At 65.5% G+C, this 24,514-nt stretch carries 13 protein-coding genes and 2 pseudogenes; 7 read left to right on the forward strand and 8 right to left on the reverse strand.

All coding sequences use genetic code 11. The features are described from left to right. Window positions 1-76 precede the first annotated feature (76 nt). The 6 genes from accC to CSV86_RS22550 all read right to left on the reverse strand — a co-directional run bounded on the left by accC (window position 77) and on the right by CSV86_RS22550 (window position 8,238). A complete protein-coding gene (accC, locus tag CSV86_RS22525; protein WP_009398719.1) occupies window positions 77-1,420 on the reverse strand; it encodes an acetyl-CoA carboxylase biotin carboxylase subunit in 1,344 nt (447 codons plus the stop codon). Between the two features lie 17 nt (window positions 1,421-1,437). After that, a complete protein-coding gene (gene accB / locus CSV86_RS22530; protein WP_009398721.1) occupies window positions 1,438-1,905 on the reverse strand; it encodes an acetyl-CoA carboxylase biotin carboxyl carrier protein in 468 nt (155 codons plus the stop codon). An 84-nt stretch (window positions 1,906-1,989) separates the two neighbouring features. Continuing rightward, a complete protein-coding gene (gene aroQ / locus CSV86_RS22535; protein WP_009398724.1) occupies window positions 1,990-2,439 on the reverse strand; it encodes a type II 3-dehydroquinate dehydratase in 450 nt (149 codons plus the stop codon). Between the two features lie 176 nt (window positions 2,440-2,615). Continuing rightward, complete coding sequence (locus CSV86_RS22540) at window positions 2,616-4,388, reverse strand: protein-disulfide reductase DsbD (protein ID WP_009398726.1); 1,773 nt, start codon at window positions 4,386-4,388, stop codon at window positions 2,616-2,618. Between the two features lie 163 nt (window positions 4,389-4,551). Beyond that, on the reverse strand, window positions 4,552-6,513 hold the full coding sequence (locus CSV86_RS22545; protein ID WP_009398728.1) for a methyl-accepting chemotaxis protein: 1,962 nt from the start codon (window positions 6,511-6,513) through the stop codon (window positions 4,552-4,554). Window positions 6,514-6,621: 108 nt separating this feature from the next. Then, window positions 6,622-8,238 (reverse strand): response regulator, encoded by a 1,617-nt coding sequence (locus CSV86_RS22550; protein ID WP_009398730.1) that lies wholly within the window; start codon window positions 8,236-8,238, stop codon window positions 6,622-6,624. Window positions 8,239-8,525: 287 nt separating this feature from the next. Between CSV86_RS22550 and CSV86_RS22555 the strand changes: the two genes are divergently transcribed. The 4 genes from CSV86_RS22555 to speA all read left to right on the forward strand — a co-directional run bounded on the left by CSV86_RS22555 (window position 8,526) and on the right by speA (window position 12,752). Then, complete coding sequence (locus CSV86_RS22555) at window positions 8,526-9,596, forward strand: DUF2333 family protein (RefSeq protein WP_009398731.1); 1,071 nt, start codon at window positions 8,526-8,528, stop codon at window positions 9,594-9,596. 1 nt (window position 9,597) lies between these two features. Beyond that, window positions 9,598-10,134: an NUDIX hydrolase gene (locus CSV86_RS22560; RefSeq protein ID WP_009398732.1), complete on the forward strand. Its 537-nt coding sequence runs from the start codon at window positions 9,598-9,600 to the stop codon at window positions 10,132-10,134. 196 nt (window positions 10,135-10,330) lie between these two features. Beyond that, window positions 10,331-10,702 carry a translation initiation factor Sui1 gene (locus CSV86_RS22565; RefSeq protein ID WP_009398733.1) on the forward strand — a complete coding sequence of 124 codons (372 nt, stop codon included), beginning with the start codon at window positions 10,331-10,333 and terminating at the stop codon, window positions 10,700-10,702. 136 nt (window positions 10,703-10,838) lie between these two features. After that, window positions 10,839-12,752 carry an arginine decarboxylase gene (speA, locus tag CSV86_RS22570; RefSeq protein WP_009398734.1) on the forward strand — a complete coding sequence of 638 codons (1,914 nt, stop codon included), beginning with the start codon at window positions 10,839-10,841 and terminating at the stop codon, window positions 12,750-12,752. Between the two features lie 202 nt (window positions 12,753-12,954). On the opposite strand, the gene CSV86_RS22575 is transcribed toward speA, so the two are convergent. Further along, window positions 12,955-14,304, reverse strand: coding sequence for an MATE family efflux transporter (locus tag CSV86_RS22575; protein WP_009398736.1), 1,350 nt, complete (start codon window positions 14,302-14,304; stop codon window positions 12,955-12,957). A 197-nt stretch (window positions 14,305-14,501) separates the two neighbouring features. On the opposite strand from CSV86_RS22575, the pseudogene CSV86_RS22580 reads away from it, so the two are divergent. After that, window positions 14,502-19,399: pseudogene (locus CSV86_RS22580) on the forward strand (alpha-2-macroglobulin family protein). A gap of 73 nt (window positions 19,400-19,472) precedes the next feature. Here CSV86_RS22580 and CSV86_RS22585 read toward each other — a convergent pair. After that, window positions 19,473-19,766 carry a hypothetical protein gene (locus CSV86_RS22585; RefSeq protein WP_009398740.1) on the reverse strand — a complete coding sequence of 98 codons (294 nt, stop codon included), beginning with the start codon at window positions 19,764-19,766 and terminating at the stop codon, window positions 19,473-19,475. A gap of 80 nt (window positions 19,767-19,846) precedes the next feature. On the opposite strand from CSV86_RS22585, the pseudogene pbpC reads away from it, so the two are divergent. Next, window positions 19,847-22,200: pseudogene (gene pbpC, locus CSV86_RS22590) on the forward strand (peptidoglycan glycosyltransferase PbpC). A 295-nt stretch (window positions 22,201-22,495) separates the two neighbouring features. After that, complete coding sequence (locus CSV86_RS22595) at window positions 22,496-24,508, forward strand: collagen-like triple helix repeat-containing protein (protein WP_205346355.1); 2,013 nt, start codon at window positions 22,496-22,498, stop codon at window positions 24,506-24,508. Window positions 24,509-24,514: the final 6 nt, after the last annotated feature.

Below are 24,514 nucleotides of genomic sequence, written 5' to 3' on the forward strand. Positions count from 1 at the left end.
TTCTCCAGAACAACAAAAAAGCCCCGAACCTGGGTTCGGGGCTTTTCGCATTCACCGTGAAGCAAAACCGTCCGGATTACTCCGAGGCCAGCTTGTGCTCCAGGTAGTGAATGTTGACGCCGCCCTTGCAGAAGGCTTCGTCACGGACCAGCTCGCGGTGCAGCGGGATGTTGGTCTTGATCCCGTCGACGACGATTTCATCCAGGGCATTGCGCATGCGTGCCATGGCTTCGTCGCGGTCCTTGCCGTAGGTGATCAGCTTGCCGATCAGCGAGTCGTAGTTCGGTGGAACCGCGTAGCCGCTGTACAGGTGCGAATCGACGCGAACGCCGTTGCCGCCCGGCGCGTGGAAGTGCTTGACCGTGCCAGGGCTCGGAATGAACTTCTTCGGGTCCTCGGCGTTGATCCGGCACTCCAGGGAGTGACCGCGGATCACCACGTCGTCCTGGGTGAACGACAGCTTGTTGCCTGCGGCGATGCTGAGCATCTCCTTGACGATGTCGATACCGGTGACCATTTCCGAAACCGGGTGCTCTACCTGCACGCGAGTGTTCATCTCGATGAAGTAGAAACGACCGTTCTCGTAGAGGAACTCGAAGGTACCGGCGCCACGGTAGCCGATTTCGACGCACGCCTGGACGCAACGGGCGAAGACTTCCTGGCGGGCCTTCTCATCGATGCCCGGGGCCGGGGCTTCTTCCAGCACTTTCTGGTGACGGCGCTGCAGCGAGCAGTCACGGTCGCCCAGGTGCACGGCGTTGCCCTGGCCATCAGAGAGCACCTGGACTTCCACGTGGCGTGGGTTGGTCAGGAACTTCTCCAGGTACACCATCGGGTTGCCGAACGCAGCACCGGCTTCGGTACGGGTCAGCTTGGCCGAGGAAATCAGGTCCTCTTCCTTGTGCACCACGCGCATGCCGCGACCACCGCCGCCACCGGCGGCCTTGATGATCACCGGGTAGCCCACCTCGCGGGCGATGGCCAGCGCGGTTTCCTCGTCTTCCGGCAGCGGGCCGTCGGAGCCCGGTACGGTTGGTACGCCGGCCTTGATCATGGCGTCCTTGGCCGACACCTTGTCGCCCATCAGGCGGATGGTGTCGGCGTTCGGGCCGATGAAGGCGAAGCCGGATTTCTCGACCTGCTCGGCGAAGTCGGCGTTTTCCGCGAGGAAGCCATAGCCAGGATGAATGGCCGTGGCGCCGGTGACTTCGGCAGCGGCGATGATCGCCGGGATATGCAGATAGGAATCCTTCGACGAGGCCGGGCCGATGCACACGGACTCGTCAGCCAGGCCCAGGTGCATCAGCTCGCGGTCGGCCGTGGAGTGTACGGCGACGGTCTTGATACCCAGTTCCTTGCAGGCACGCAGGATACGCAGGGCAATTTCGCCGCGGTTGGCGATCAGAACTTTTTCCAACATCGCAGGCTCTCCGCGGTTCAAACGATGGTGAACAGCGGCTGGTCGAACTCAACCGGCTGACCGTCTTCCACCAGGATGGCGTCGATGACGCCGCCGATATCGGCTTCGATGTGGTTCATCATCTTCATGGCTTCGACGATGCACAGGGTGTCGCCCTTCTTCACCGCCTGGCCGACTTCGACGAAGGCTGGCGAGGTTGGCGAAGCCTTGCGGTAGAAGGTACCGACCATTGGCGAACGGATCACGGTGCCTTTGAGCGCAGGAGCAGCAGCGGCAGCCGGAGCAGCGGCAGCAGCAGCGGCTGGAGCCGGTGCGGCAGCTGGAGCGACGGCGGCGGCAACCGGGGCCGGCGCGTAGTACTGCTGGGCTGGAGTCTTGCTGTGGCGGCTGATGCGCACCGACTCTTCGCCTTCCTTGATCTCCAGCTCGTCGATGCCGGACTCTTCCAGCAGTTCGATCAGTTTCTTGACTTTACGAATATCCATTAATCATCAACTCCCAATATTTGGTCAGGGTCGTATGAACGTGATTCAAACGTTCCGGTAAGCCCGGCGATGGCCGGGCTCGCGTTATTCGGATTTGGCGGCCAGGTGTTCCAGGGCGGACTCCAGGGCCAGGCGATAACCGCTGGCGCCCAGGCCGCAGATCACTCCTACCGCGACATCGGAAAAGTAGGAGTGGTGACGGAACGGCTCGCGCTTGTGCACGTTGGACAGGTGCACTTCGATGAATGGGATGCTCACCGCCAGCAATGCGTCACGTAATGCGACGCTGGTATGGGTGAAAGCCGCCGGATTGATCAGGATGAAGTCCACGCCTTCGTTACGCGCGGCGTGGATCCGGTCGATCAGTTCGTACTCGGCATTGCTTTGCAGGTACTGCAGATGGTGGCCGGCGGCGCGGGCACGCTGCTCCAGGTCCTGGTTGATCTGCGCCAGGGTCACGGCGCCGTAGACGCCGGGCTCGCGCGTGCCGAGCAAGTTCAGGTTGGGGCCGTGCAGCACCAGTAGGGTCGCCATCTGCGCATCCTTTGATTTTTGTAGGACATGAATACAAGCGCGGCGACTATGCCGCAAAGAGCGGAGCACTGTCCAGTTAACTGCAATAGCCAGCACGATGTCCGAGGTTCGCGCGAAATATGTGACTATTTTGTTAATCCCGGTCATTGGCCGCATGTTTGCGCGGCCCCGAGAAGTTATAGGCGCAGATCGCCACGGATGCGCTGCAGATGTTCGGCGAATTCGCCAGCGTTGGTCTCGCCTACCACGCGTGCGGCGGTGTTTTCGCTGCCGTTCGAGGCAAAGAACAGCAGCGCCGGCGGGCCGAACAGCTGGTAGCGGTCCAGCAGGGCACGCTGTTCGGCGCTGCTGCGGGTGATATCGAAGCGTACCAGCCGGTATTCCCCGAGCAATGGCAGCACGTTCGGTGCATTAAGCACCTCGCGTTCGATCACCTTGCAACTGATGCACCAGTCGGCATACCAGTCGAGCACCAGCGGTTGGCCGGCAGCCTTGGCTTCGGCGAGGACGCGGTCGAGTTCGGCAGGGCTGTCGATGGTTTGCCAGGTGTCGCTCTTCACCTGGCTGGCGACTCCGGCGTTGCCTGCGGCGGGCAGGGGACGCAGCGGATCGCTTTGCCCGCTCAGCGCGCCATACCAGCAGGCCACGGCGTAGACCAGCAGGAACAGGCCGAGCAACTGGGCCAGGCGCTGGCGCGGCGCCTTGTAACCGAATTCCAGGGCGCCGAGGAACAGCGCCACCCCGGCGGCCAGCAAGCCGACCAGCAGCAGGGTGACCTGCCCCGGCAGCACCCGGCTGAGCAGGCCGATGGCCAGGCCCAGCAGCAGTACGCCGATGGCGTTCTTCACCGTTACCAGCCATGGCCCGCTTTTCGGCAGCCAGGCTGCGCCGCCCGTTGCCACCAGCAGCAACGGCGCGCCCATGCCCAGGCCCAGGGCGAACAGCTTCAACGCGCCGCCCAGGGCATCGCCGCTGGCGCTGATATACAGCAGGGCCCCGGCCAGCGGCGCGGATACGCAAGGCGAAACCAGTAGGCTGGACACCACGCCAAGGATCGCGGCGCCGAGCAGCGAACCGCCCTTGGTGTTACCGGCGACGCGGTCCAGGCGGTCGTTTAGGGCGCGCGGCAGTTTCAGTTCGAACAGGCCGAACATGGCCAGGGCGAAGATGGCGAAGAACATCGCGAACGGCACCAGCACCCAGGCAGATTGCAGGCGTGCCTGCAGGTTCAGGCTGGCGCCGAACAGGCCCATCAATGCACCGAGCAGGGCGAAGCACGCGGCCATCGGCAGCACGTAGGCCAGCGACAGGGCCAGGCCGCGCAGGCCACCGACCTGGCCACGCAGGACCACCCCGGAGAGGATCGGCAGCATCGGCAGTACGCAGGGGGTGAAGGTCAGGCCGACCCCGGCAAGGAAGAACAGCAGCAGGCTGTTCCAGGTCCAGGCTTGCTTGGTGGTCGCTGCCGGTGGGGTTGCGGTTTCGCTGCCGGCAATGCTCAGCCGTTCGGTTTCCGGTGGGTAGCAAAGGCCCTTGTCGGCGCAGCCCTGGTAGGTCACCACCAGGGTGAAGGGGCGTTGATCGTCGGTGCGTGGCAGGTCGATATCGAGGATGCCGTGGTACACCTCGACATCACCGAAGAACTCGTCGTGCTTGGCTTCGCCGGGCGGCAACTGCGGTGCGCCCAGGGCGATATCGGCCGGCTCGGTGCGGAACTGGAAGCGGTGGCGGTAGAGGTAATAGCCTTCGGCGGGGACGAAGCGCAGCTTGATGGTCTTGCTGTCGCCGTCGATCAGGTTGAGCTTGAAGGCTTCGCGCACCGGCAGGAAATCGGCGCTGTTGTTCAGGGACGGTGCGCCGAGGGTGGCGCTGGGGCGGCTGTCGAACAGGCCGGCGCCCATGGCGGGCAGGGCAAGGGCCAGCAGCAGGAGGCAAAGCAGACGACGCATGGTGGGCTCGCGGGGTGGGGCGGAAATTCCCGCATCATAGCCGACTCGGGGATTTGCTGCGTTGCTGATGGCCTCATCGCTGGCAAGCCAGCTCCCACAGGGTTCTGCAGCGACTCGGACCCTGTGGGAGCTGGCTTGCCAGCGATGAGGCCGGAAAGAGCACCTACAGACGGAAAGCCCGAACCGCTGTATTCAGTTCCCCACCCAAGCGCAACAACTGCTCGCCCTGGTCGCGCCCTTCGCCGATGCGCTGCAGGTTGTCCTCGCCCAGGCCATGAATCCGTTCGCTGTGGTCGCGAATCTCGCTGACTGCGCCGCTCTGCTGCGCCGTGACATCGGCGATGCGCTCCGCCGTGTCGGCGATGGTCTGGATCGCCATGACGATTTCATCCAGCGCACCATCCGCTGCCTGGGCCTGGCTGGCCGTGGCTTCGGCGTGCTCCAGCTGGGCGCGCATGCCTTCCACCGACTCCTGGGCGGCTTGTTGCAGGCGGCTGATCAGGGTCTGGATCTCGCCCGTGGCGCCGGTGGTGCGTTGCGCCAGGGAGCGCACTTCCTCGGCCACCACGGCGAAGCCGCGGCCCATTTCCCCGGCTCGCGCGGCCTCGATCGCCGCGTTGAGGGCCAGCAGGTTGGTCTGCTCGGCAATCGCGCGGATCACCGTCAGTACCCCGCCAATGGTCGCCGACTCCCGGGCCAGTTCCTCGACCACCTGGGCGTTGCCCTGTACCTCGTCCACCAGCTTGCGCAGCCCGGTCAGGCTTTGGCCGATCACCGCCTGGCCTTGTTGCACCGCTTCACCGGCCTGGCGGCTGGCGTCGGCGGCCTGGCTGGCGTCGCCGGCGACCTGGACGATGGTGGCCTCCAGTTCGCCAAGGGCATCGCGGATCTGCGCGGTATCCCCGGCCTGGCGCTCGGCGCCATCGTGCAGGGCACTGCTCATGCCGGCCAGGGCGTGGCTGCTGCCGGCAACCTGCTCGGCGTTGTGGCGGATGGTCCCGACCAGTTCCACCAGGTAATCGCGCAGGCGGTTGAGCGAGTTTTGGATATCGTGCATTTCGCGGTTGCTCGGTGGCAGGTCGATCGCGCTGCTGAAGTCACCGCCCGCCCAGGCCGACAGCGCCGGGTCGAGGGCCGTAAGGACCCGCGCCAGACGTCGTTGCAGGCGATCGATCAGCAGCGCGATCAGCAGGATCAAGGCAATCATTACCCCCTGCATCAGGCGCACCTCGCTCTGGATCTGGCCATGCTGGCTGCGCACGCCGGGCTCAAGGTCGGCGATGGCCTGCTGTACGGCGGCAATGCGCGAACTGGTGGTCGCCGCCAGTTCGCCACGACGCTGGATCAGTTCACGGGTGCGTTGCAGCTCGGCCGGGTAGCGGCCGATCAGGCTGTTAAGTTCGCGGCGCAGGCCGATGGCGGTGTCTTCGGCCTCGCTCTTGGTTTGGCTTTCCAGGCCCATCATCGCGGCGAAATCGTCGGAGCCGGAGGCGCTGGCCTGTTTGACCCCCAGCAACGGCAGGGCATCGAGGATCCTGGCCTGTTCGGCCATGAGGTTCAGCTCGCGCTCGACTTCCTCGGCCAGTTCCGCACGACCGCTGCTGACCAGCTTGTCGCGGGCCAGGGACAACCGGCTCAGGTGCAGCCCGGCTTCGAACAGCGGGGTGGTGTAGCGCGCCCCTTCCGGGTTGTTGCCGCTCTGCGCGTAGCGCAGCCATTGCTCCAGGTTGGCGCCCAGCTCGCGCTCGGCCTGTAGCAGCAGGGCCTGCGGGTCGCCCGCCAGTTTGCCGGCGGCCAGCAACTCGTTGCTGGTGAAGGAGGCCAGGCTGTCCAGGCTCGGGCGTACGCGCTGGGCCAGGTCTTCCGGCATGTGCTTGAGCTCTTCCTGAAGAGCCTGGGTGGCCTGCAGCGCGGTAGCGTGCTGCAGTGCATCGCCACTGCCGAGGTAGGTCTGGATGTTGCGTGCCACCTGGTTCTGGAATTGCTGGGACAGGCCCAGGTAGCGCTCCATCAACAGGTAGGGGCGCTCCAGAGCCTGTTGCGACCACCAGAGGGTGGCGCCGAGGGCCAGGCAGACCAGGACCAGTAACAGGGTATTGAGATTGGTGAGCAGCTTCAGGCGCATGTGCTTGACTACCGACGGCTGGAAGGCAAGGCACTGAAGTTATTGCGATTTTATGACGCGGTTATGACGACGCGGTCGGTCAGGTCAAAAAAAAGTGGCCATTTGACTTCACGGCTCGACCCGCACCACCCGATTGCGTCCGGCACCTTTTGCGCGGTACAGCGCTTCGTCGGCAGCGGTGGCCATGCTCAGGGCGTCGAGCGCCTCGCTAAGGGCCACGACCCCGGCGCTGAAGGTGCAGAACAGGTCCTGCGGCTGGGCCGGATAGTGGATTTCGGCAAAGCGCTTGCGGATCTCGTCGAGGACCTTGTGCGCGGCGTCCAGATCGGTGTTGGGCATGACGATGGCGAACTCCTCGCCGCCGTAGCGCCCGATGAAGTCGGTCTTGCGCAGGCGCTGCTTGAGAAACAGCGCCAGGCTCTTGATCACCCGGTCGCCCATGGGGTGGCCGTGGCTGTCGTTGACCTTCTTGAAATGGTCGATATCGAGCATGGCGAAGCTCAGCGGCCGGTTCTCGCGGCGGGCGCGAAAGCTGCAATCCTCGAGCAACTGAAGGATATGGGTGTGGTTGTACAGCCCTGTCAGGCTGTCGCGGACCATCCGTGCCTTGAGGTTGCGCGCCCTGGCGGCGCGATTGCGCACGGTGGTGATGAGGTGGCGCGAGCGGATCGGCTTGGTCAGGAAGTCGTCGCCGCCTTCGCTCATGGCGTCCAGTTGCTTGTCCAGGTCGTCCTCGGCGGACAGGTAGATGATCGGCACGCTGACATAGCGGTCGTTGTGGCGGATCACCTTGGCCAGTTCGGTGCCGGTGCAGGCCGGCATGTACATGTCGAGGATGATCAGGTCGGGCTGGAAATCCGCCAGCTCGACCATGGTCTGGATCGGGTCGGTAAGGGTGCGGGTGACGATCCCGGCATTGTTCAGCAGGCGCTCGGTGTGCAGTGCCTGGGCCCGGGAGTCGTCGATGATCAGTACGCGAAAGGGCTCGTACTGGGTGACGCTGGTCAGCAGTTCGACCTTTTCCAGCAGGCTCGAGGCTTCCAGGGTTCCGGTGAGGAATTCCTGGCCGCCGGCGCGCACGGCGGCCAGGCGGGTCGGGGTGTCGGTTTCATGGAGGCTGAAGAACAGCAGCGGTACCCGCTGCTCCAGGCCCTGTTGCGCCTGTCCGGCGAGCAGCAGGCCCTGGCCCTGGCCGCCAAAGTCCACGTCCATGACGATGGCCGACGGCAGGCGCTCGCCCATCGAGGCGCGGAAGGCATCGGCGGTGTGCAGCGCTTCGACGCCCAGCCCGAAGAACTCCAGTTGCTTGGCCAGGCGTTCGGCGCGGTCGTGGTCCTGGAGCATGATGTAGACCGGTTTGCGCAACGGCGGCAGGGTGGTCTGTTCCAGGCGGTCGCCCTGGCGCAGGCCGGTGCGCGACAGGCGCTGCATCAAGCGGTTGAGTTCGCTGATCAGGTTGCTGCTCAGGCGCGCGCTGTTGGCCTCGACCGCGTCCAGGGTCTGGCCGATGGCTTCGGCCAGTTGTGTGTGTTCCGGTTGCTCGAAGCGCTCGGCGTAGCGCTGCAGGCGCAGGTTGGCCTCGCACAGTTCGCCCAGGTCGCCGGTGGACCACTCGCTACGCTGCAGGCGTTGCCAGATTTCCAGGATCTGCCGGGCCTGATGGATGACCCGCTGGGCAAAGTGTTGCTTCAGTCGCTCACGATTGGGGTCTTCTGGCTCGGTCATGTCCTGACTACTTCTTATTAAAAGGTGAGGCAGTTCGAGTGATGGCTCTATGCTAGCACCACTTTCGAAGCAATCGAGTGCCCTGCATCAATTTTTTGACGCCGGAGATTCATTCAGTTCGTGACCCTATGGTCGCTTATGCGATCCTGCGCCCTTGCTTTATAGTGGCCGACACCCGGACCGCCCCTGGCAGCAGTGCATCCGCCGAGTTTCGCGATGCGCTGGCACCAATGCCCGGCCGCTGCGGTCGAACCCTGCACATGCCCTGACTGAATAAGGACAACGCCATGCTGGACTGGAAAAACCGTAAAGGTGGCGCCGAGGCGCGCGAGGAACGCAGCGCCAGGCGCGAATCGGCGAGCGGCAGTTACTTCCGTGGCCTGCTCAGCCGTTCGCTGGGCGCGCTGGTCGGCCTTTACCTGGTGGTCACCATCGCCCTGGGCTGGTACTGGAGCGAGGAGCCGGACCTGTTCCCGGTCCAGCAGAACGCCCAGTCTGCCGCCGAGCGCAACGGCCAGCAGATGGTGGTCGGCTACACCACTATCGAAACCCTCAAGACCGTCGCCGGTACCCTGCTCAACAAGCCGGGTGGCTACATTTCCAACGACCGTTTCCCGCCGGGCCTGTGGATGGACAACATGCCGAGCTGGGAATACGGCGTGCTGGTCCAGGTCCGTGACCTGTCCCGCGCCTTGCGCAAGGACTTCGCCCGTTCCCAGTCTCAGTCCACCGAGGATGCCGACCTGGCCAAGGCCGAGCCGCGCTTCAACTTCGACAACAAGAGCTGGATCCTGCCATCGAGCGAATCCGAGTTCGAGGAAGGCATCAAGTCGCTCAACCGCTACCAGACCCGCCTGGCCGCCGGCGACTCGGGCGCCATTTTCTACACCCGTGCCGACAACCTGAACAACTGGCTGGGCGACGTCGCCACCCGCCTGGGTTCGTTGTCGCAGCGGCTGTCGGCCAGCGTCGGCCGGGTCAAGCTGAACAGCAACCTGAAGACCGAAGTGGTGGTGCCGGGCCAGGCGCCGCAGGTCGATGAGGAGCTTGTGGAAACCCCATGGCTGCAGATCGACAACGTCTTCTATGAAGCCCGTGGCCAGGCCTGGGCCCTGTCGCACCTGCTGCGCGCCATCGAGGTGGACTTCGCCGACGTGCTGGCGAAAAAGAACGCCACCGTCAGCGTGCGCCAGATCATTCGCGAACTGGAAGCCTCCCAGGAGCCACTGTGGAGCCCGATGGTGCTGAACGGCAGCGGCTTCGGCATGTGGGCCAACCACTCGCTGGTCATGGCCAACTACATCTCCCGGGCCAACGCGGCGGTCATCGACCTGCGCCAGCTGCTGTCGCAGGGCTGATATGACCATCAGCGCGAAGGAGGCGGCGCATCGCGCGGCCTCCGACCGGGAACAGGTCGCCTGGGTCGATGCCGACGACACCCTGCTCGGCGCCTTGCCGCGCGCCGAGCTACGCGAGCGCGGCCTGATCGGGCGCTGCACCTTCATCCTCCTGTTCAACAGCGCCGGGCAGTTGTGCATCCACAAGCGCACCCTGAGCAAGGCGCTGTATCCCGGCTACTGGGACGTGGCCGCGGGTGGCATGGTCGCGGCCGGAGAAGCGTACGCCGAATCGGCGGCGCGGGAGCTCGCGGAGGAGTTGGGCGTCAGCGGCGTTGCACTGCGTGCGCACGACCGTTTCTTTTTCGATGTACCGGGCAACCGCCTATGGTGCGCGGTGTTCTCGGCGGTGTGGGACGGCCCCTTGCAGCTGCAGCCCGAAGAGGTCAGCGAAGCCCGTTTCGTCAATCCGGAAGTGGTCTGGGAAGAGTCCCTGAGGCTGCCGTATTGTCCTGACTCCCTGGCCGCGCTCGCCAGGGCGCTCGACCGCCAATCCTGACGTCGCGAAATTTGTCCAAATTGGCGCAGTTCTGTACTTAGCAAGCGGCACATTTGCCGTTACACTGCGCGGCCTTTTTACCCTGCCGGGGGCGTCCTTCCCGGCAGGTGCGCTGCCCCTGCCAGAGTGGGGCTTCGCGGTCGTGGCCCGCCCGGGTCGGCGACCAGTTTTTTGTCCTCAAACGTGAGGATCAAAAGTGGCCAAGAAAGCCTCGTCATTCTCCGCCCTCGGCGGCCTGGTGTTTTCCACCGATGCAGGTCGGCACTGTCCGGACTGCAGCCAACCCATCGATGCCTGCACCTGCAAGCAGACGGTCATCCCCGAAGGTGATGGCATCGCCCGCGTGCGCCGTGAAAGCAAAGGTCGCGGCGGCAAGACGGTGACCACCATCAGCGGCGTCCCGCTACCCCTGGAACAGCTCAAGGAACTGGCCAGCACCCTGAAACGGCGCTGCGGTACCGGCGGCGCGCTGAAAGACGGCGTCATCGAGATCCAGGGCGACCATGTCGAGCTGCTGCTCGGCGAACTGGTCAAGCAGGGCTTCAAGGCGAAGAAATCCGGCGGCTGATCGCCTGCACCCAGCGTCTAAACTCGTTGCCTTGGGAAGGGTCCAAACCCGAACAGGGAAAATCGTCATTTTCATTTTCTACACTGCGCCATCCCGCATGGCCGGTGTTATCCGACTTTCTTTATAGGGGACTTCGATGTCCGTACGACGCACACGCAAAGACGATGGCAGCCAATGGACCGTGGCCGACAGCCGCAGTGTTTACGGGATTCGCCATTGGGGCGCGGGTTATTTCGCGATCAATGAAGCCGGGCGTGTCGAAGTACGCCCGAACGGTCCGGGCAGCGCGCCGATCGACCTGTACGAGCAGGTCGACGAACTGCGCAAGAGCGGCCTGTCGCTGCCGCTGCTGGTGCGCTTCCCCGACATCCTGCAGGACCGCGTGCGCCAGTTGACCGGTGCCTTCGATGCCAACATTGCGCGCCTGGAATACCAGAACCAGTACACCGCGCTGTACCCGATCAAGGTCAACCAGCAGGAAGCGGTGGTCGAGAACATCATCGCCACGCAGAACGTCTCCATCGGCCTGGAAGCCGGCTCCAAGCCGGAACTGCTGGCGGTGCTGGCGCTGGCGCCGAAAGGCGGCACCATCGTCTGCAACGGCTACAAGGACCGCGAGTTCATCCGCTTGGCGCTGATGGGCCAGAAGCTTGGCCACAATGTCTTCATCGTCATCGAAAAAGAGTCGGAAGTGGCCCTGGTGATCGAGGAAGCCGCCGAACTCAAGGTCAAGCCGCAGGTTGGCCTGCGCGTGCGCCTGTCGTCGCTGGCGTCGAGCAAGTGGGCGGATACCGGTGGCGAGAAATCCAAGTTCGGCCTGTCGGCGGCGCAACTGATCTCGGTGGTCCAGCGCTTCCGTGATGCCGGTCTCGACCAGGGCATCCGCCTGCTGCACTTCCACATGGGCTCGCAGATCGCCAACCTGGCCGACTACCAGCACGGCTTCAAGGAAGCCATCCGCTACTACGGCGAGCTGCGCGCCCTTGGCCTGCCGGTGGACCACATCGATGTCGGTGGCGGCCTGGGCGTGGACTACGACGGTACCCACTCGCGCAATGCCAGCTCGATCAACTACGACATGGACGACTACGCCGGTGTCGTGGTCGGCATGCTCAAGGAGTTCTGCGACGCCCAGGGCCTGCCGCACCCGCACATCTTCTCGGAAAGCGGCCGCTCGCTCACGGCGCATCATGCCGTGCTGGTGATCCAGGTCACCGACGTCGAGAAGCACAACGACGAAGTGCCGACCATCGAGAACAAGGAAGCCTTGCCGGAGACCGTGCAATGGCTGGTCGATCTGCTCGGTCCGACCGATATCGAGATGGTCACCGAAACCTACTGGCGCGCCACCCACTACATGAGCGACGTGGCCGCCCAGTATGCCGACGGCAAGATCAGCCTGTCCGAGAAGGCCCTGGCCGAGCAGTGCTATTTCGCCGTGTGCCGGCGCCTGCACAACTCGCTCAAGGCCCGCCAGCGCTCGCACCGCCAGGTGCTGGACGAGCTCAACGACAAGCTGGCCGACAAGTACATCTGCAACTTCTCGGTGTTCCAGAGCCTGCCGGACACCTGGGCGATCGGCCAGGTGTTGCCGATCATCCCGCTGCACCGCCTCGACGAAGAGCCACTGCGCCGCGCGGTACTGCAGGACCTGACCTGCGACTCCGACGGCAAGATCAACCAGTACGTGGATGAGCAAAGCATCGAGACCAGCATGCCGGTGCACGCGGTCAACGAAGGCGAGGACTACCTGCTGGGCGTGTTCCTGGTCGGCGCCTACCAGGAGATCCTCGGCGACATGCACAACCTGTTCGGTGACACCGACTCGGTGAACATCTACCAGAACCCGAACGGCAGCGTGTACCACGCCGGCATCGAGACCCACGACACCATCGAGGACATGCTGCGCTACGTGCACCTGTCGCCGGAGGAGTTGATGACTCACTACCGTGACAAGGTAGCCAGCGCCCGGCTCAGCGAACGTGAGCGCACGCAGTTCCTCGATGCCTTGCGGTTGGGGCTGACGCGGTCTTCCTACCTGTCGTCGTAAGGCTTTGCCGATGTAGAAAAGGCCCGCTCCCGGGATTCCGGGGGCGGGCCTTTTTCGTGGGCTGATCAGGGATCGGCATTGCTCCTGCCGGCCTCATCGCTGGCAAGCCAGCTCCCACAGGGTTTTGCCAGCCACAAAAACCGACTCGACGCGGGACATTGTGGGAGCTGGCTTGCCAGCGATGAGGCCATCAGCAGCACACTCAATTCCCGCCCTGCGCAAACCACCCATCCCGCCGCTGCAACCGCCACCCCATCACCCCGAGCGTTACTCCGCGCACCGCCATGAACAACAGGAATGCCAGCCACAACCCATGGTTCCCCAGGTCCCGCGCCATCCAGGCGAAGGGCAGGGCAATCACCACGCTGAGCAACATCGCATCGCGCATTTCCCGCGCCCGCGTGGCGCCGATGAACAAGCCGTCGAGCACATAGCTCCACACCGCGATCAACGGCAGTAGCGCCAGGTACGGCAGGTACTCGAACGCCGTCTCGCGCACGCTGGGGATATCGGTTTGCAGCGCGATGAACAGGTGCCCGCCGAACAGAAACAACAGCGCAAATCCAAGGCTGGCAATCAGCGACCAGCCACTGGCCACGGTCAGCGAGCGCCGCAGCGCGTCTCGGTTTCCCGCGCCGATGGCGTGTCCGCATAGTGCTTCCACTGCGTGGGCCAGGCCATCCAGCGCATAGGCCGTCACCAGCAAGCCGTTGAGCAGCAGTGCATTGGCCGCCACCGTGGCTTCACCCAGCCGCGCGCCCTGCACCGTGATCAGGAAGAACACACCCTGCAAGGCCAGGCTGCGGATAAAGATGTCGCGGTTGACGCTGAGCATCGGCCGCCAGTTCTGCCAGCGCGCCAGCAGCGGCCACACCACCCGCCCCGGATGGGCGCGCAGCGAAGGCCGTGTCAGCGCCAGGCCGAGCAAGGCCGCGGCCCATTCCGAGATCACCGAGGCGCGCGCCGAGCCGACCACGCCCCAGTCCAGTCCGAGGACGAACCACAGGTTGAGGACGATGTTCAGCAGGTTGGTGGTCAGCAGGATCAGTAGTGGTGCCCGGGCGTTCTGCGTGCCGAGGAACCAGCCGACCAGGGCGTAAGTCGCCAGTGCGGCAGGCAGGCCGAGCAGGCGGGTGGTGAAAAAGTCCCGCGTGCCCTGTGCCAGTTCCGCGCCTGGTTGCATCAGGCCAAGGGCCAGGTGGCTGAGGGGGATCGCCAGCAGGCCAAGGGCGAGGGCGAAGAACAGGGCCAGACCCAGGCCCTGCACCAGCACCTGGCGCAGGCCGTCGCCGTCCGAGCGGCCGGCAGCCTGGGCGGCGAAGCCGGTAGATCCCATGCGCAGGAAGCCAAGTACCCCCACCAGCAGGGTGTACAGGCTGGCGCCGACCGCCACCGAGCCGAGCTGGTGGGCATGGGGCAGGTGGCCGATGACCGTGCTGTCGACCAGGGCCACCAGCGGCACCGAGATGTTCGACAGGATCATCGGCGCGGCCAGGGCCCAGACCTTGTGGTGGGTGGGGCGGTGGCGCCAGTCGGTCAACAGAAGAGACATTCGCGAGGTCCTTGTGAGTATCGGGACCGCGAGGCAGCCGCAAAAGGACCACCGCGCAACCCAAGCCGACCATTCTACCCAGCTGACGGCACTTTGCTCGGTGAACCCTGTCTCACCTCGGCAGCGTTCCCCGGTGAAACCGTGGACCTTGATATATAGTTTCCCGTCTGCCCCTGTTGCCCCGAGAGCTTTCTCCCATGCTGAACAAAGGATTGTGGCTGGCCTGCGCGCTGGCGTTGCTGAGTGCCTGCGACTCGTCTTCCCCCGACAAACCTGCTCCCGCGCCTGCCGAAAAAGCCGCCGGCCCGGCAGCCAGTGCGCCGAAGGTCGATGAGGCGACCCTGGCCCAGCGCTACGCCGGCCGCGAGCTGAACGTGGTGGACGTCTCGGAGGTCCAGGTCGATGGCGCCAGCGCCCTGTCGGTCACCTTCTCCGCACCGCTCGAAGCCGACCAGCGCTTCGCCGAACGCCTGCACCTGGTGGACACCACCAAGGGCAAGGTCGATGGCGCCTGGGAACTGTCCGAAAACCGCATGGAGTTGCGCCTGCGCCACCTCGAGCCGCAGCGCAAGCTGGTCTTGACCATCGACGCCGGCCTGCGCAGCATCAATGGCAACCAGTTGGCCAACGAATACATCAGTCGCCTGGAAACCCGCGACATGCAGCCGAGCATCGGCTTCGCCAGCCGTGGCTCGCTGCTGCCGACCCGCCTGGCCGAGGGCTTGCCGGTGATCGCGCTGAACGTGAACAAGGTCGAGGTAGAGTTCTTCCGTATCAAGCCCGAGTCGCTGCCGAGTTTCCTCGGCGCCTGGGGCCGCAACAGCTCGTTGCAGAGCTATGAAGCCAACGACCTGCTGCCCATGGCCGACCTGGTCTATGCCGGCCGCTTCGACCTCAACCCGCCGGCCAATACCCGCGAGACCCTGCTGCTGCCCATGGCCGGGATCAAGCCATTGCAGGAAGCCGGGGTGTACCTGGCGGTGATGCGCGAGGCCGGCACCTACAACTACTCGCAGCCGGCAACCTTGTTCACCCTCAGCGATATCGGCCTCTCGGTGCACCGCTACAGCAACCGCCTGGATGTCTTCACCCAGGCCCTGGAAGGCGGCAAGGCGCTGGGTTCGATCGACCTCGACCTGCTCGACCACGATGGCAAGGTGCTCGCCCAGGGCAAGACCGACAGTGACGGCCACGCGCAACTGCCGCTGCCGCCCAAGGCCGATCTGCTGCTGGCGCGCCAAGGCGCCAACACCACGCTGCTGCGCCTGAACAGCGCCGCCCTCGACCTCTCCGAATTCACCGTCACCGGCCCTCAGGCCAACCCGCTGCAGTTCTTCGTGTTCGGCCCGCGTGACCTGTATCGTCCAGGCGAAACCGTCCTGCTCAACGGTCTGTTGCGCGACCAGGATGGCAAGCCGGTGAAGAGCCAGCCGATCAATGTGGAAGTGCGTCGCCCGGATGAGCAGGTCAGCCGCAAGTTCGTCTGGGAGGCGGATGCCAACGGCTTTTACCAGTACCAGTTGCAACTGGCCGGCGAAGCGCCGACCGGGCGCTGGCAATTGCTGTTCGATCTCGGTGGCAACCGTCAGCAGGTCTATGAAGTGCTGGTGGAAGACTTCCTGCCCGAGCGCCTGGCCCTGGAACTGAAGGGCAGCGACACCCCGTTGAGCCCGGATGCAACCGCAGAGATCCGCGTCAATGGCCGTTACCTCTACGGCGCTCCGGCGGCGGGCAATCGCCTTAGCGGCCAGGTCTACGTTCGGCCGCTGCGCGAGGCGGTACCGGCGCTGCCCGGCTACCAGTTCGGCTCGGTCACCGAAGAAGACCTGAGCCACGATCTGGAGCTGGAAGAGTCCACCCTCGACGCCGACGGCGAAGCCACCATCGCTATCGCCAGCGAATGGGCCGAGGCCCGTTCGCCGCTGCAACTCACCGTGCAGGCCAGCCTGCAGGAATCCGGTGGCCGTCCGATCACCCGACGCCTGGAGCAGCCAATCTGGCCGGCGGACCGCTTGCCGGGCCTGCGCGGCCTGTTCGATGGCGAGGAAACCGACGGCGATGCACCGGTGGAAGTCGAACTGCTGGTGGCCGACCGCGACGGCAACAAGCTGGCCGCCGACAACCTGCGCGTGCGTCTGGTCCGCGAGCGCCGCGACTACTACTGGAACTATTCACAGAGCGATGGCTGGAGCTACAACTTCAACGAAAAATACCTCACCGAAAGCGAGCAGAGCGTCAGCGTGCCGAAGGGCAGCACCACCAAGCTCAGTTTCCCGGTGGAGTGGGGCCCGTACCGGGTCGAAGTGGAAGACCCGGAAACCGGCGTCACCAGCAGCCTGCGCTTCTGGGCCGGATACCGCGCCCAGGACAACGCCGACGGTGGCGCGGTGCGTCCCGACCAGGTGCGCCTGGCCCTGGACAAGCCGGCCTACAACGACGGCGACACTGCCAGCGTCACCGTCACCCCGCCAGCGGCCGGCAAGGGCTACCTGATGGTGGAAGGTGGCGACGGTCCGCTGTGGTGGCAGGAAATCGACGTGCCTGCAGAGGGCAAGGCCTTCGACATCAAGCTCGACCCGAAATGGGCCCGGCATGACCTCTATGTCAGCGCCCTGGTGATCCGCCCCGGCGAGCGCAAGGCCAATGTCACGCCCAAGCGTGCCGTGGGCGTACTGCACCTGCCGCTGGACCGCGCGCAACGCAAGCTGGCCGTGACCCTCGAAGCTCCCGAGAAGATGCGTCCCAAGCATCCGCTGACCGTGAACATCCAGGCGCGCAATGCCGACGGCAGCGTGCCGAAGCAGGTTCAGGTTTTGCTGGCGGCGGTGGATGTGGGCATCCTCAATATCACCAGCTACGTCACCCCGGATCCATTCACCGGTATGTTCGGGCGCAAGGCCTATGGCGCCGACCAACTGGATATCTACGGCCAGTTGATCGAGGCCGGCCAGGGTCGCCTGGCCAGCCTGGCCTTCGGCGGTGACGCCGGCATGGCCAAGGGCGGCAAGCGCCCGGACACCAGCGTGACCATCGTCGCCCTGCAGAGCGCCCCGGTGAGCCTGGACGCCGATGGCAAGGGCCAGGCCACGGTGGACATCCCCGATTTCAACGGCGAACTGCGCCTGATGGCCCAGGCCTGGAGCGAGGACCGCTTCGGCGTGGCGGAAGCCAAGACAGTGGTTGCCGCACCGCTGATCGCGGAGCTGTCGGCGCCACGCTTCCTCGCCGGCGGCGACCGCACCAGCCTGGCCCTTGACCTGTCCAACCTGTCCGGTCAGGACCAGACCCTCGCCGTGGCCCTGGCCACCGAAGGCCAGCTGGACCTGCTCGGCTCGTCGCATCAGTCGCTCAAGCTCAAGCAGGGCCAGCGCGTCACCTTGAAGATCCCGGTGCAGGCCACCGGCGGCTATGGCCAAGGCCGGGTCACCGTGCGCGTCGATGGCCTGGTGCTGCCGGCGAAACCGATACCGGCTTCTCCCGCGACTGGACCCTGGGCATCCGCCCGGCCTACCCGGCGCAGCTCAAGCATTACCGCGTGGCGCTGAACGGCGGCGAGCCCTGGACCCTACCCGAGCAGGACCTGGCGACCTTCGAACCGGCCGGCCTTGAGGGCACCCTGGCGCTGTCCAGCCGTCCGCCGCTGAACCTTGCGGAGCAGATCCGCGCACTGAAGGCCTACCCCTATGGCTGCGCCGAGCAGACCACCAGCGGCCTGTACCCGTCGCTCTACGCCGATGCCGCGACTCTCAAACGCCTGGGCATCACCGGCGAGCCGGCGGACGAGCGCAAGCGCAAGATCGAAATCGGCATCGAGCACTTGCTGGGCATGCAGCGCTACAACGGCAGCTTCGGCCTGTGGAGCTCCGACGGCGAGGAAGAATACTGGCTGACCGCCTATGTCACCGACTTCCTCCTGCGCGCCCGCGACCAAGGCTTCGCCGTGCCGCCCGAGGCGCTGAAGAAAGCCAGCGAGCGCCTGCTGCGCTATGTGCAGGAGCGCAACCTGATCGAGGTCAACTACAGCGAGAATGCCGAGCACAGCCGCTTCGCCGTGCAGGCCTACGCAGCGCTGGTGCTGTCGCGCAGCAAGCAGGCGCCGCTGGGTGCCTTGCGTAGCCTGTTCGAGCGCCGTGCCGATGCCCGTTCCGGCCTGCCGCTGGTACAACTGGCGATCGCCCTCGACACCATGGGCGACAAGCCGCGGGCCGAGCAGGCGTTGCTTGCCGGACTTGCCGCAGGTCGCGGTAAGGGCTGGCTGGCCGACTACGGCAGCTCGCTGCGTGATCAGGCGCTGATCATCGCCCTGCTCGACGAATACAAGCTGGCGAGCAAGGACATCCCGGACCGCTTGTTCAAGCTGTCCGATCAATTGGCTGGCAGCCAGTGGCTCTCGACCCAGGAACGCAATGCCCTGTTCCTTGCCGGTCGTGGCCTGGCGCAGCAGCCGGAAGGCAAGTGGAGCGCGCAACTGGACAGCGCCGGGCAGACCCGCGAACTGGGCCCGGAACAATCCGGCCTGCACCTGCAGGGGCCGCTGCTGGCCTCGCCGTTGAGCGTGCGCAATGATGGCGACCAGACCCTGTACCAGCGCCTGACCCTGTCCGGTTACCCACGCCAGGCACCGCCGGCCAGCGGCAACAACATGAGCATCCGCCGCGAGTACCTGGGCATGAATGGCCAGGCGCTGGACCTGAAGTCACTGGAGAGTGGCGACCTGGTGCTGGTGCACCTGGCGATCCAGGCCAAGGAGCGGGTTCCCGATGCACTGGTGGTTGACCTGCTGCCGGCGGGCCTCGAGCTGGAGAACCAGAACCTGGCGCAAAGCGCCGCCAGCCTGGACAACGCCAGCAGCGCGGTGAAGCAGTGGCGCGAGGCGATGGAGAACGCCAATGTGGTGCACCAGGAGTATCGCGATGACCGCTATGTCGCCGCGCTGAACCTGGATGGCTACGGCACCACCCACCTGCTGTACCTGGCGCGGGCGGTGACCCCGGGCAGCTACCGGATTCCGCCGGCGCAGGTGGAGTCGATGTACCGGCCGGACTGGCAGGCGGTGGGGGAGAGTGCCGGGGAGATGATCATCAAGGGCCGCTGAGGCTGTCAGGACCTCATCGCTGGCAAGCCAGCTCCCACAAATCCTGTGGGAGCTGGCTTGCCAGCGATGCCTTTCAATGCACCACCCAACTCAACACCCACAACCCCAGCAGTGCCCAGATGATCCCGGCAATCACCGATGCCCGCATGAACGCTCGCACCGCCGAATACAGCAGGATCAAGCCGATGATCAGGATCAGGATGCTGATCAGCGACGTATCCATGCCCAGGGTGCTCGCCAGCCCGTCGATGAACTTCGTCCCGGCATTGGCCAGCATGGCGAACAATCCGCTGAGCAGGTCCACCACGAACTTGATCGCTGCGCCCAGCGCTTCTCCTAGCCCTTCGAAAAAACCTTCTACCCGCATGGTCGTGTCCTGATGATCGTCACAGCATTCGCGCTGCATTCCAGCCTTTGGCCATTATCGGGCCGCCTCGGTTCCCGTCCATGTTCAGCTTAGCCCTGCCACGCGGGCGCAAGTCCCGGCTGGCGAGTATCGCAGCCTTGTCCGCGGTCGGCCTGATCGCGTTGTTGTGGCTGGCCGACCGCCTCTGGCCGCTGCCGCTGCCGGCCGATGACCTGGCTCGCGTGGTGCTGGCCGAGGACGGCACGCCCTTGTGGCGCTTCGCCGATACCGATGGTGTGTGGCGCTATCCCGTGTCGGTGGATGAAGTCTCGCCGCTTTACCTGCAAGCCCTGCTGACCTACGAGGACCGCTGGTTCTACAGCCATCCCGGGGTCAACCCGCTGGCCCTCGGTCGCGCCGCCTGGCAGAACCTCAGCGGTGGCCGCGTGCTGTCCGGGGGCAGCACCCTGTCGATGCAGGTGGCACGCCTGCTCGACCCTCATGCGCGCACCCTGCCCGGCAAGTTGCGCCAGCTTTGGCGCACCGTGCAACTGGAGTGGCACCTGTCCAAGCGCGAGATCCTCGAGATCTACCTCAACCGCGCGCCCTTCGGTGGCACCTTGCAAGGCGTGGCGGCGGCGAGCTGGGCTTACCTTGGCAAGTCGCCGCAACAACTGACCCCTGCCGAGGCCGCGCTGCTGGCGGTGTTGCCCCAGGCTCCCAGCCGCCTGCGCCCGGATCGTCATCCGCAGCGTGCGACGGCGGCCCGGGACAAGGTCCTGCAACGCCTGGGCGACTATCAGGTGTGGCCACAGCAACGGATCCGTGAAGCCATGGAAGAACCGCTGCTCCTCGCTCCGCGCCAGGAGCCGGCGCTGGCCCCGTTGCTGGCCCGGCGCCTGAATCGCCCCGACAGTCCGCCGCTGATCCGCACTACCCTGGATGCCTCGCTGCAGCGCCGCCTCGAGGACCTGCTCGGCGGCTGGCGCGCGCGCCTGCCCGAGCGCACCTCGGCGGCGATCCTGGTGGTGGAATCCGAAACCATGGCGGTGCGTGCCTACCTCGGCTCGATCGACCTCAACGACGAGCGCCGCTTCGGCCATGTCGATATGGTCAGTGCCTGGCGCTCGCCTGGCTCGACCCTCAAGCCGTTCCTCTATGGCATGGCCATGGACGATGGTCTGATCCATTCCGAATCGCTGCTGCAGGACGTACCGCGGCGCTACGGTGACTACCGCCCCGGCAACTTCTCCATGGGGTTCAGCGGGCCGGTGGCGGCCAGTTCGGCCTTGTCGCTGTCGCTCAATCTGCCCGCGGTGCAATTGCTTGAAGCCTACGGCCCCAAGCGCTTCGCCGCGCAACTGCGTGCCGGCGGCATTGCGATCAGCCTGCCGGCACTGGCCGAGCCCAACCTGTCGTTGATCCTTGGCGGCGGCGGCAGTCGCCTCGAAGACCTGGTCGCCGGCTACAGCGCCTTCGCCCGCGACGGCATGAGCGCCAGCCTGCGCCTGCAACCGGATGCACCGCTGGTGCAGCGGCGCATGCTTTCCCCGGCGCGGCATGGATCGTCCGGCGCATCCTCAGCGGCCAGGCACGACCGGACCGCGATCCCCATGCGGAACTGGTGCAGCGGCCGCAACTGGCCTGGAAAACCGGTACCAGCTACGGCTTCCGTGACGCCTGGTCGATCGGCGTCGGCCCGCGTTACCTGATCGGCGTATGGATCGGCCGTCCCGACGGCACGCCGGTACCGGGCCAGTTCGGCCTGGCCTCGGCGGCGCCGTTGATGCTGCAGGTGCATGATGTATTGAGCAACCGCGACAGCCAGCGCGGCATTCGCCCGCCGGTTCCGCCGGTACCTGCCAGCGTTGGTGTTGCGGCGATCTGCTGGCCGCTGGGTCAGCCGCTGGCACGCAGCGATGGCAACTGTCGGCGCCAGCGTTTTGCCTGGACCCTTGACGGCACCACGCCGCCGACCCTGCTGGCACAGGACCAGCCGCTGGGCGTGGGGTTGCTGGAGCGGGTCTGGGTCAACGACCAGGGCCTGCGTGTCGATGCCACCTGTGCTGGTGCCCGATCACGGGATATCGCCCTCTGGCCGGCGCCACTGGAGCCCTGGCTGAGCCGCGCCGAGCGGCGCGACGCCCGGCTGCCGGCCATTGACCCGGACTGCCCGCCGCAGGTACCGGCCAGTGCGCCGCCGTTGTCGATCGTCGGGGTGCGCCAGGGCGATCAGCTAAGGCGCCCGGCGACCAGTCAAGAGACCCTGCAACTGGAGCTGTCGGCCCTCGGTGGGGATGGGCAGCGCTGGTGGTTCCTTAATGGCACTCCGCTCGGTGAAACCGCTCGCCAGGAAACGCTGAAAACGCGCTTCGACGAGCCCGGGCATTACGAGTTGAGCGTACTCGACGCTAGTGGCCAAACGGCCCGATTGACATTCCAGGTCAGCGACTGAGCGCCGTAGAGCGCCCGTGTAAAAGGAACGCGAGGACACGGCTGCCTGACGCCAGATACCCGTCAAATGGTTATAGCGCGAAAGTCGAAATGCCATCAACGAGGCCAGGCTCAATTTTCAACTCATTGAAAAATATGGGTTTTTTTTGCCATCACCGACGTATATATCCGGTTAATACCAAGTTCAGAGTTGTGACACCACGCCCGCCGGACTGAGATAGCTGCACCAACGCGGATGTTCCGTACTGGAGTTTCCGCATACATAAAGCAGCGGCAGCGAAAGCAATGGAGTCGCCATGAACACTCAAGCGTGGATGAAAGCAAGTTCGGCACTGGCACTGGTGATGGCTGTAAGCCTCGCGGCGGGATGCAGCAGCGGTGGTGGCGGTTCTCATAGCGTGGTTGACGAGTCTTCACCGACCGCGGCCGATGCAGCGACCGGCGACGCCGGCTCGGGCACCACCGACAGCGGTACCGGCGGTACTGCGGGCAGTGGTGGTGGCAGCGCCGGAACCGGAAGCGGCGGTTCGGGTGGCGGTGGCAGCGGTGAAGGAACGGTGATCGGTGGCATCGGTGGCACGGGCGGCACCGACGGAGCAGGGGGCACGGTCGGTACAGGCGGTACAGGCGGTACAGGCGGTACAGGCGGTACAGGCGGCAATGGTTCTACTGGTGGAACCGGCACCACCACCAGCAATCCGCTGATTACCGCCCAGGTGGTAGATCAGGCAGGCTCTGCAGTTTCGGCACTGGGCAATGCCGTGGGCGGCGTCGGTGGGAGCGTCAATGGCCTGCCGGTACTGGGCGATAGCGCCGGTGGCCTGGTCGGCAGTGTGGGGGCTACCGTCTCCACCATTGGTGGTGGCGTCAGTTCGGGCCTGGGCCAACTCGGTACCGGCAACAACGCGATCGGCAATACGCTCGGCAGCGTTGGCGCCGGTGTTGCGCAACTCGGCAGCGGCGTGCAGGGCCTGGCCAACAGCGGTGCGATCGAACAAGTACCCGTGGTCAACAGTGTCGTGGGTTCCTTGGGCACCACCGTGGTCGCCTTAGGCGACACTATCAGCGGTGCTACCTCTTCCGGCCCGCTGAACAATGTTACCCAGCAGTTGAATACCGGCGCTGTGCAACTTGTGGCGCTGGTGGAAAACACTGCAGGGACCTTGGGCGAAGCCACCGGCCTCGGTGCGCCGCTCAACTCGGTGCTGAAAACCGTAGGTACTGCCGTCACCTCTGTCGGCCAGCAGGTCGCTGGTGCGGGTGGCAATCCGGTGACCGACCTGGCTGGCGGCTTGGCCGGAACCGTGGGCAATATCGCCGGCAAGGCGGGTGATCTGGTAGGCGGCGGTAATGCCAATGGCGGCGGTGCACCAGGTACTGGCGGGGTTCTGGAAACCGTGGGCGGGGTGGTCGCCGGTGTCGGCGGTGGCCTGACCGTACATGACCCGGATGGCGTGGTCGGTACCACCGCCTTGAACCTGTTAGGTGTGGGCAACCTGCTGGCTTCGGCCGGGCCTGTGGTCGGCGGTACTGGTTCCGTCAACAACGGACCTGCCCCTTATTTCACTGCTACGGTTACCAGCACCGTGGGCGGCGTCGTGCAGCCGGTGGTGGACACTGCGCTGGGTGTGACGCAGCAGGTGGGCGCTGCAACCGGGCTTGGTACCGTGGTCAGCGGTGTGACCAATAACCTCGGCGGTGCGCTTACCAGCCTTGGTGCGCAAACCAACCCTGGCCCGACCAACCCGGTCGGCGAACGCCTCGCCATCAGTGTGGGTGGCCTGGGTGACACCGTCACCAGCGTGGGCACGGTGCTGAACGGCCCGGGCACCGGGAATGGCGGCCTTGGCGGTGCCTTGGGCGGTGTGACCGGTGCCTTGGGCGGCACCACCGGCGGTACTGGCGGTCTTGGCGCCGTGACGGGCACCGTAGGCGGTGTGGTGAACAGCGTGACCGGCACCTTGGGCGGTGCTACCGGCGGTACTGGCGGTCTTGGCGCCGTGACGGGCACCGTAGGCGGTGTGGTGAACAGCGTGACCGGCACCTTGGGCGGTGCTACCGGCGGTACTGGCGGTCTTGGCGCCGTAACGGGCACCGTAGGCGGTGTGGTGAACAGCGTGACCGGCACCTTGGGCGGTGCGACCGGCGGCACTGGCGGTCTTGGCGCCGTTACTGGGACGGTTGGCGGCGTGGTCAATACCGTGACGGGTGCGCTCGGTGGTGCAACCGCGGGCGCCGGTGCTGGCGTAGCGGTCTCGGGCGGCGCCGGTACCACCGCCACTGGTACCGGAGGTTTGGGGGAGTGCTGAACGGCG

This window comes from Pseudomonas bharatica CSV86 (genome assembly GCF_000319305.2).
In the GTDB taxonomy this organism is placed as follows: Bacteria; Pseudomonadota; Gammaproteobacteria; order Pseudomonadales; family Pseudomonadaceae; genus Aquipseudomonas; species Aquipseudomonas bharatica.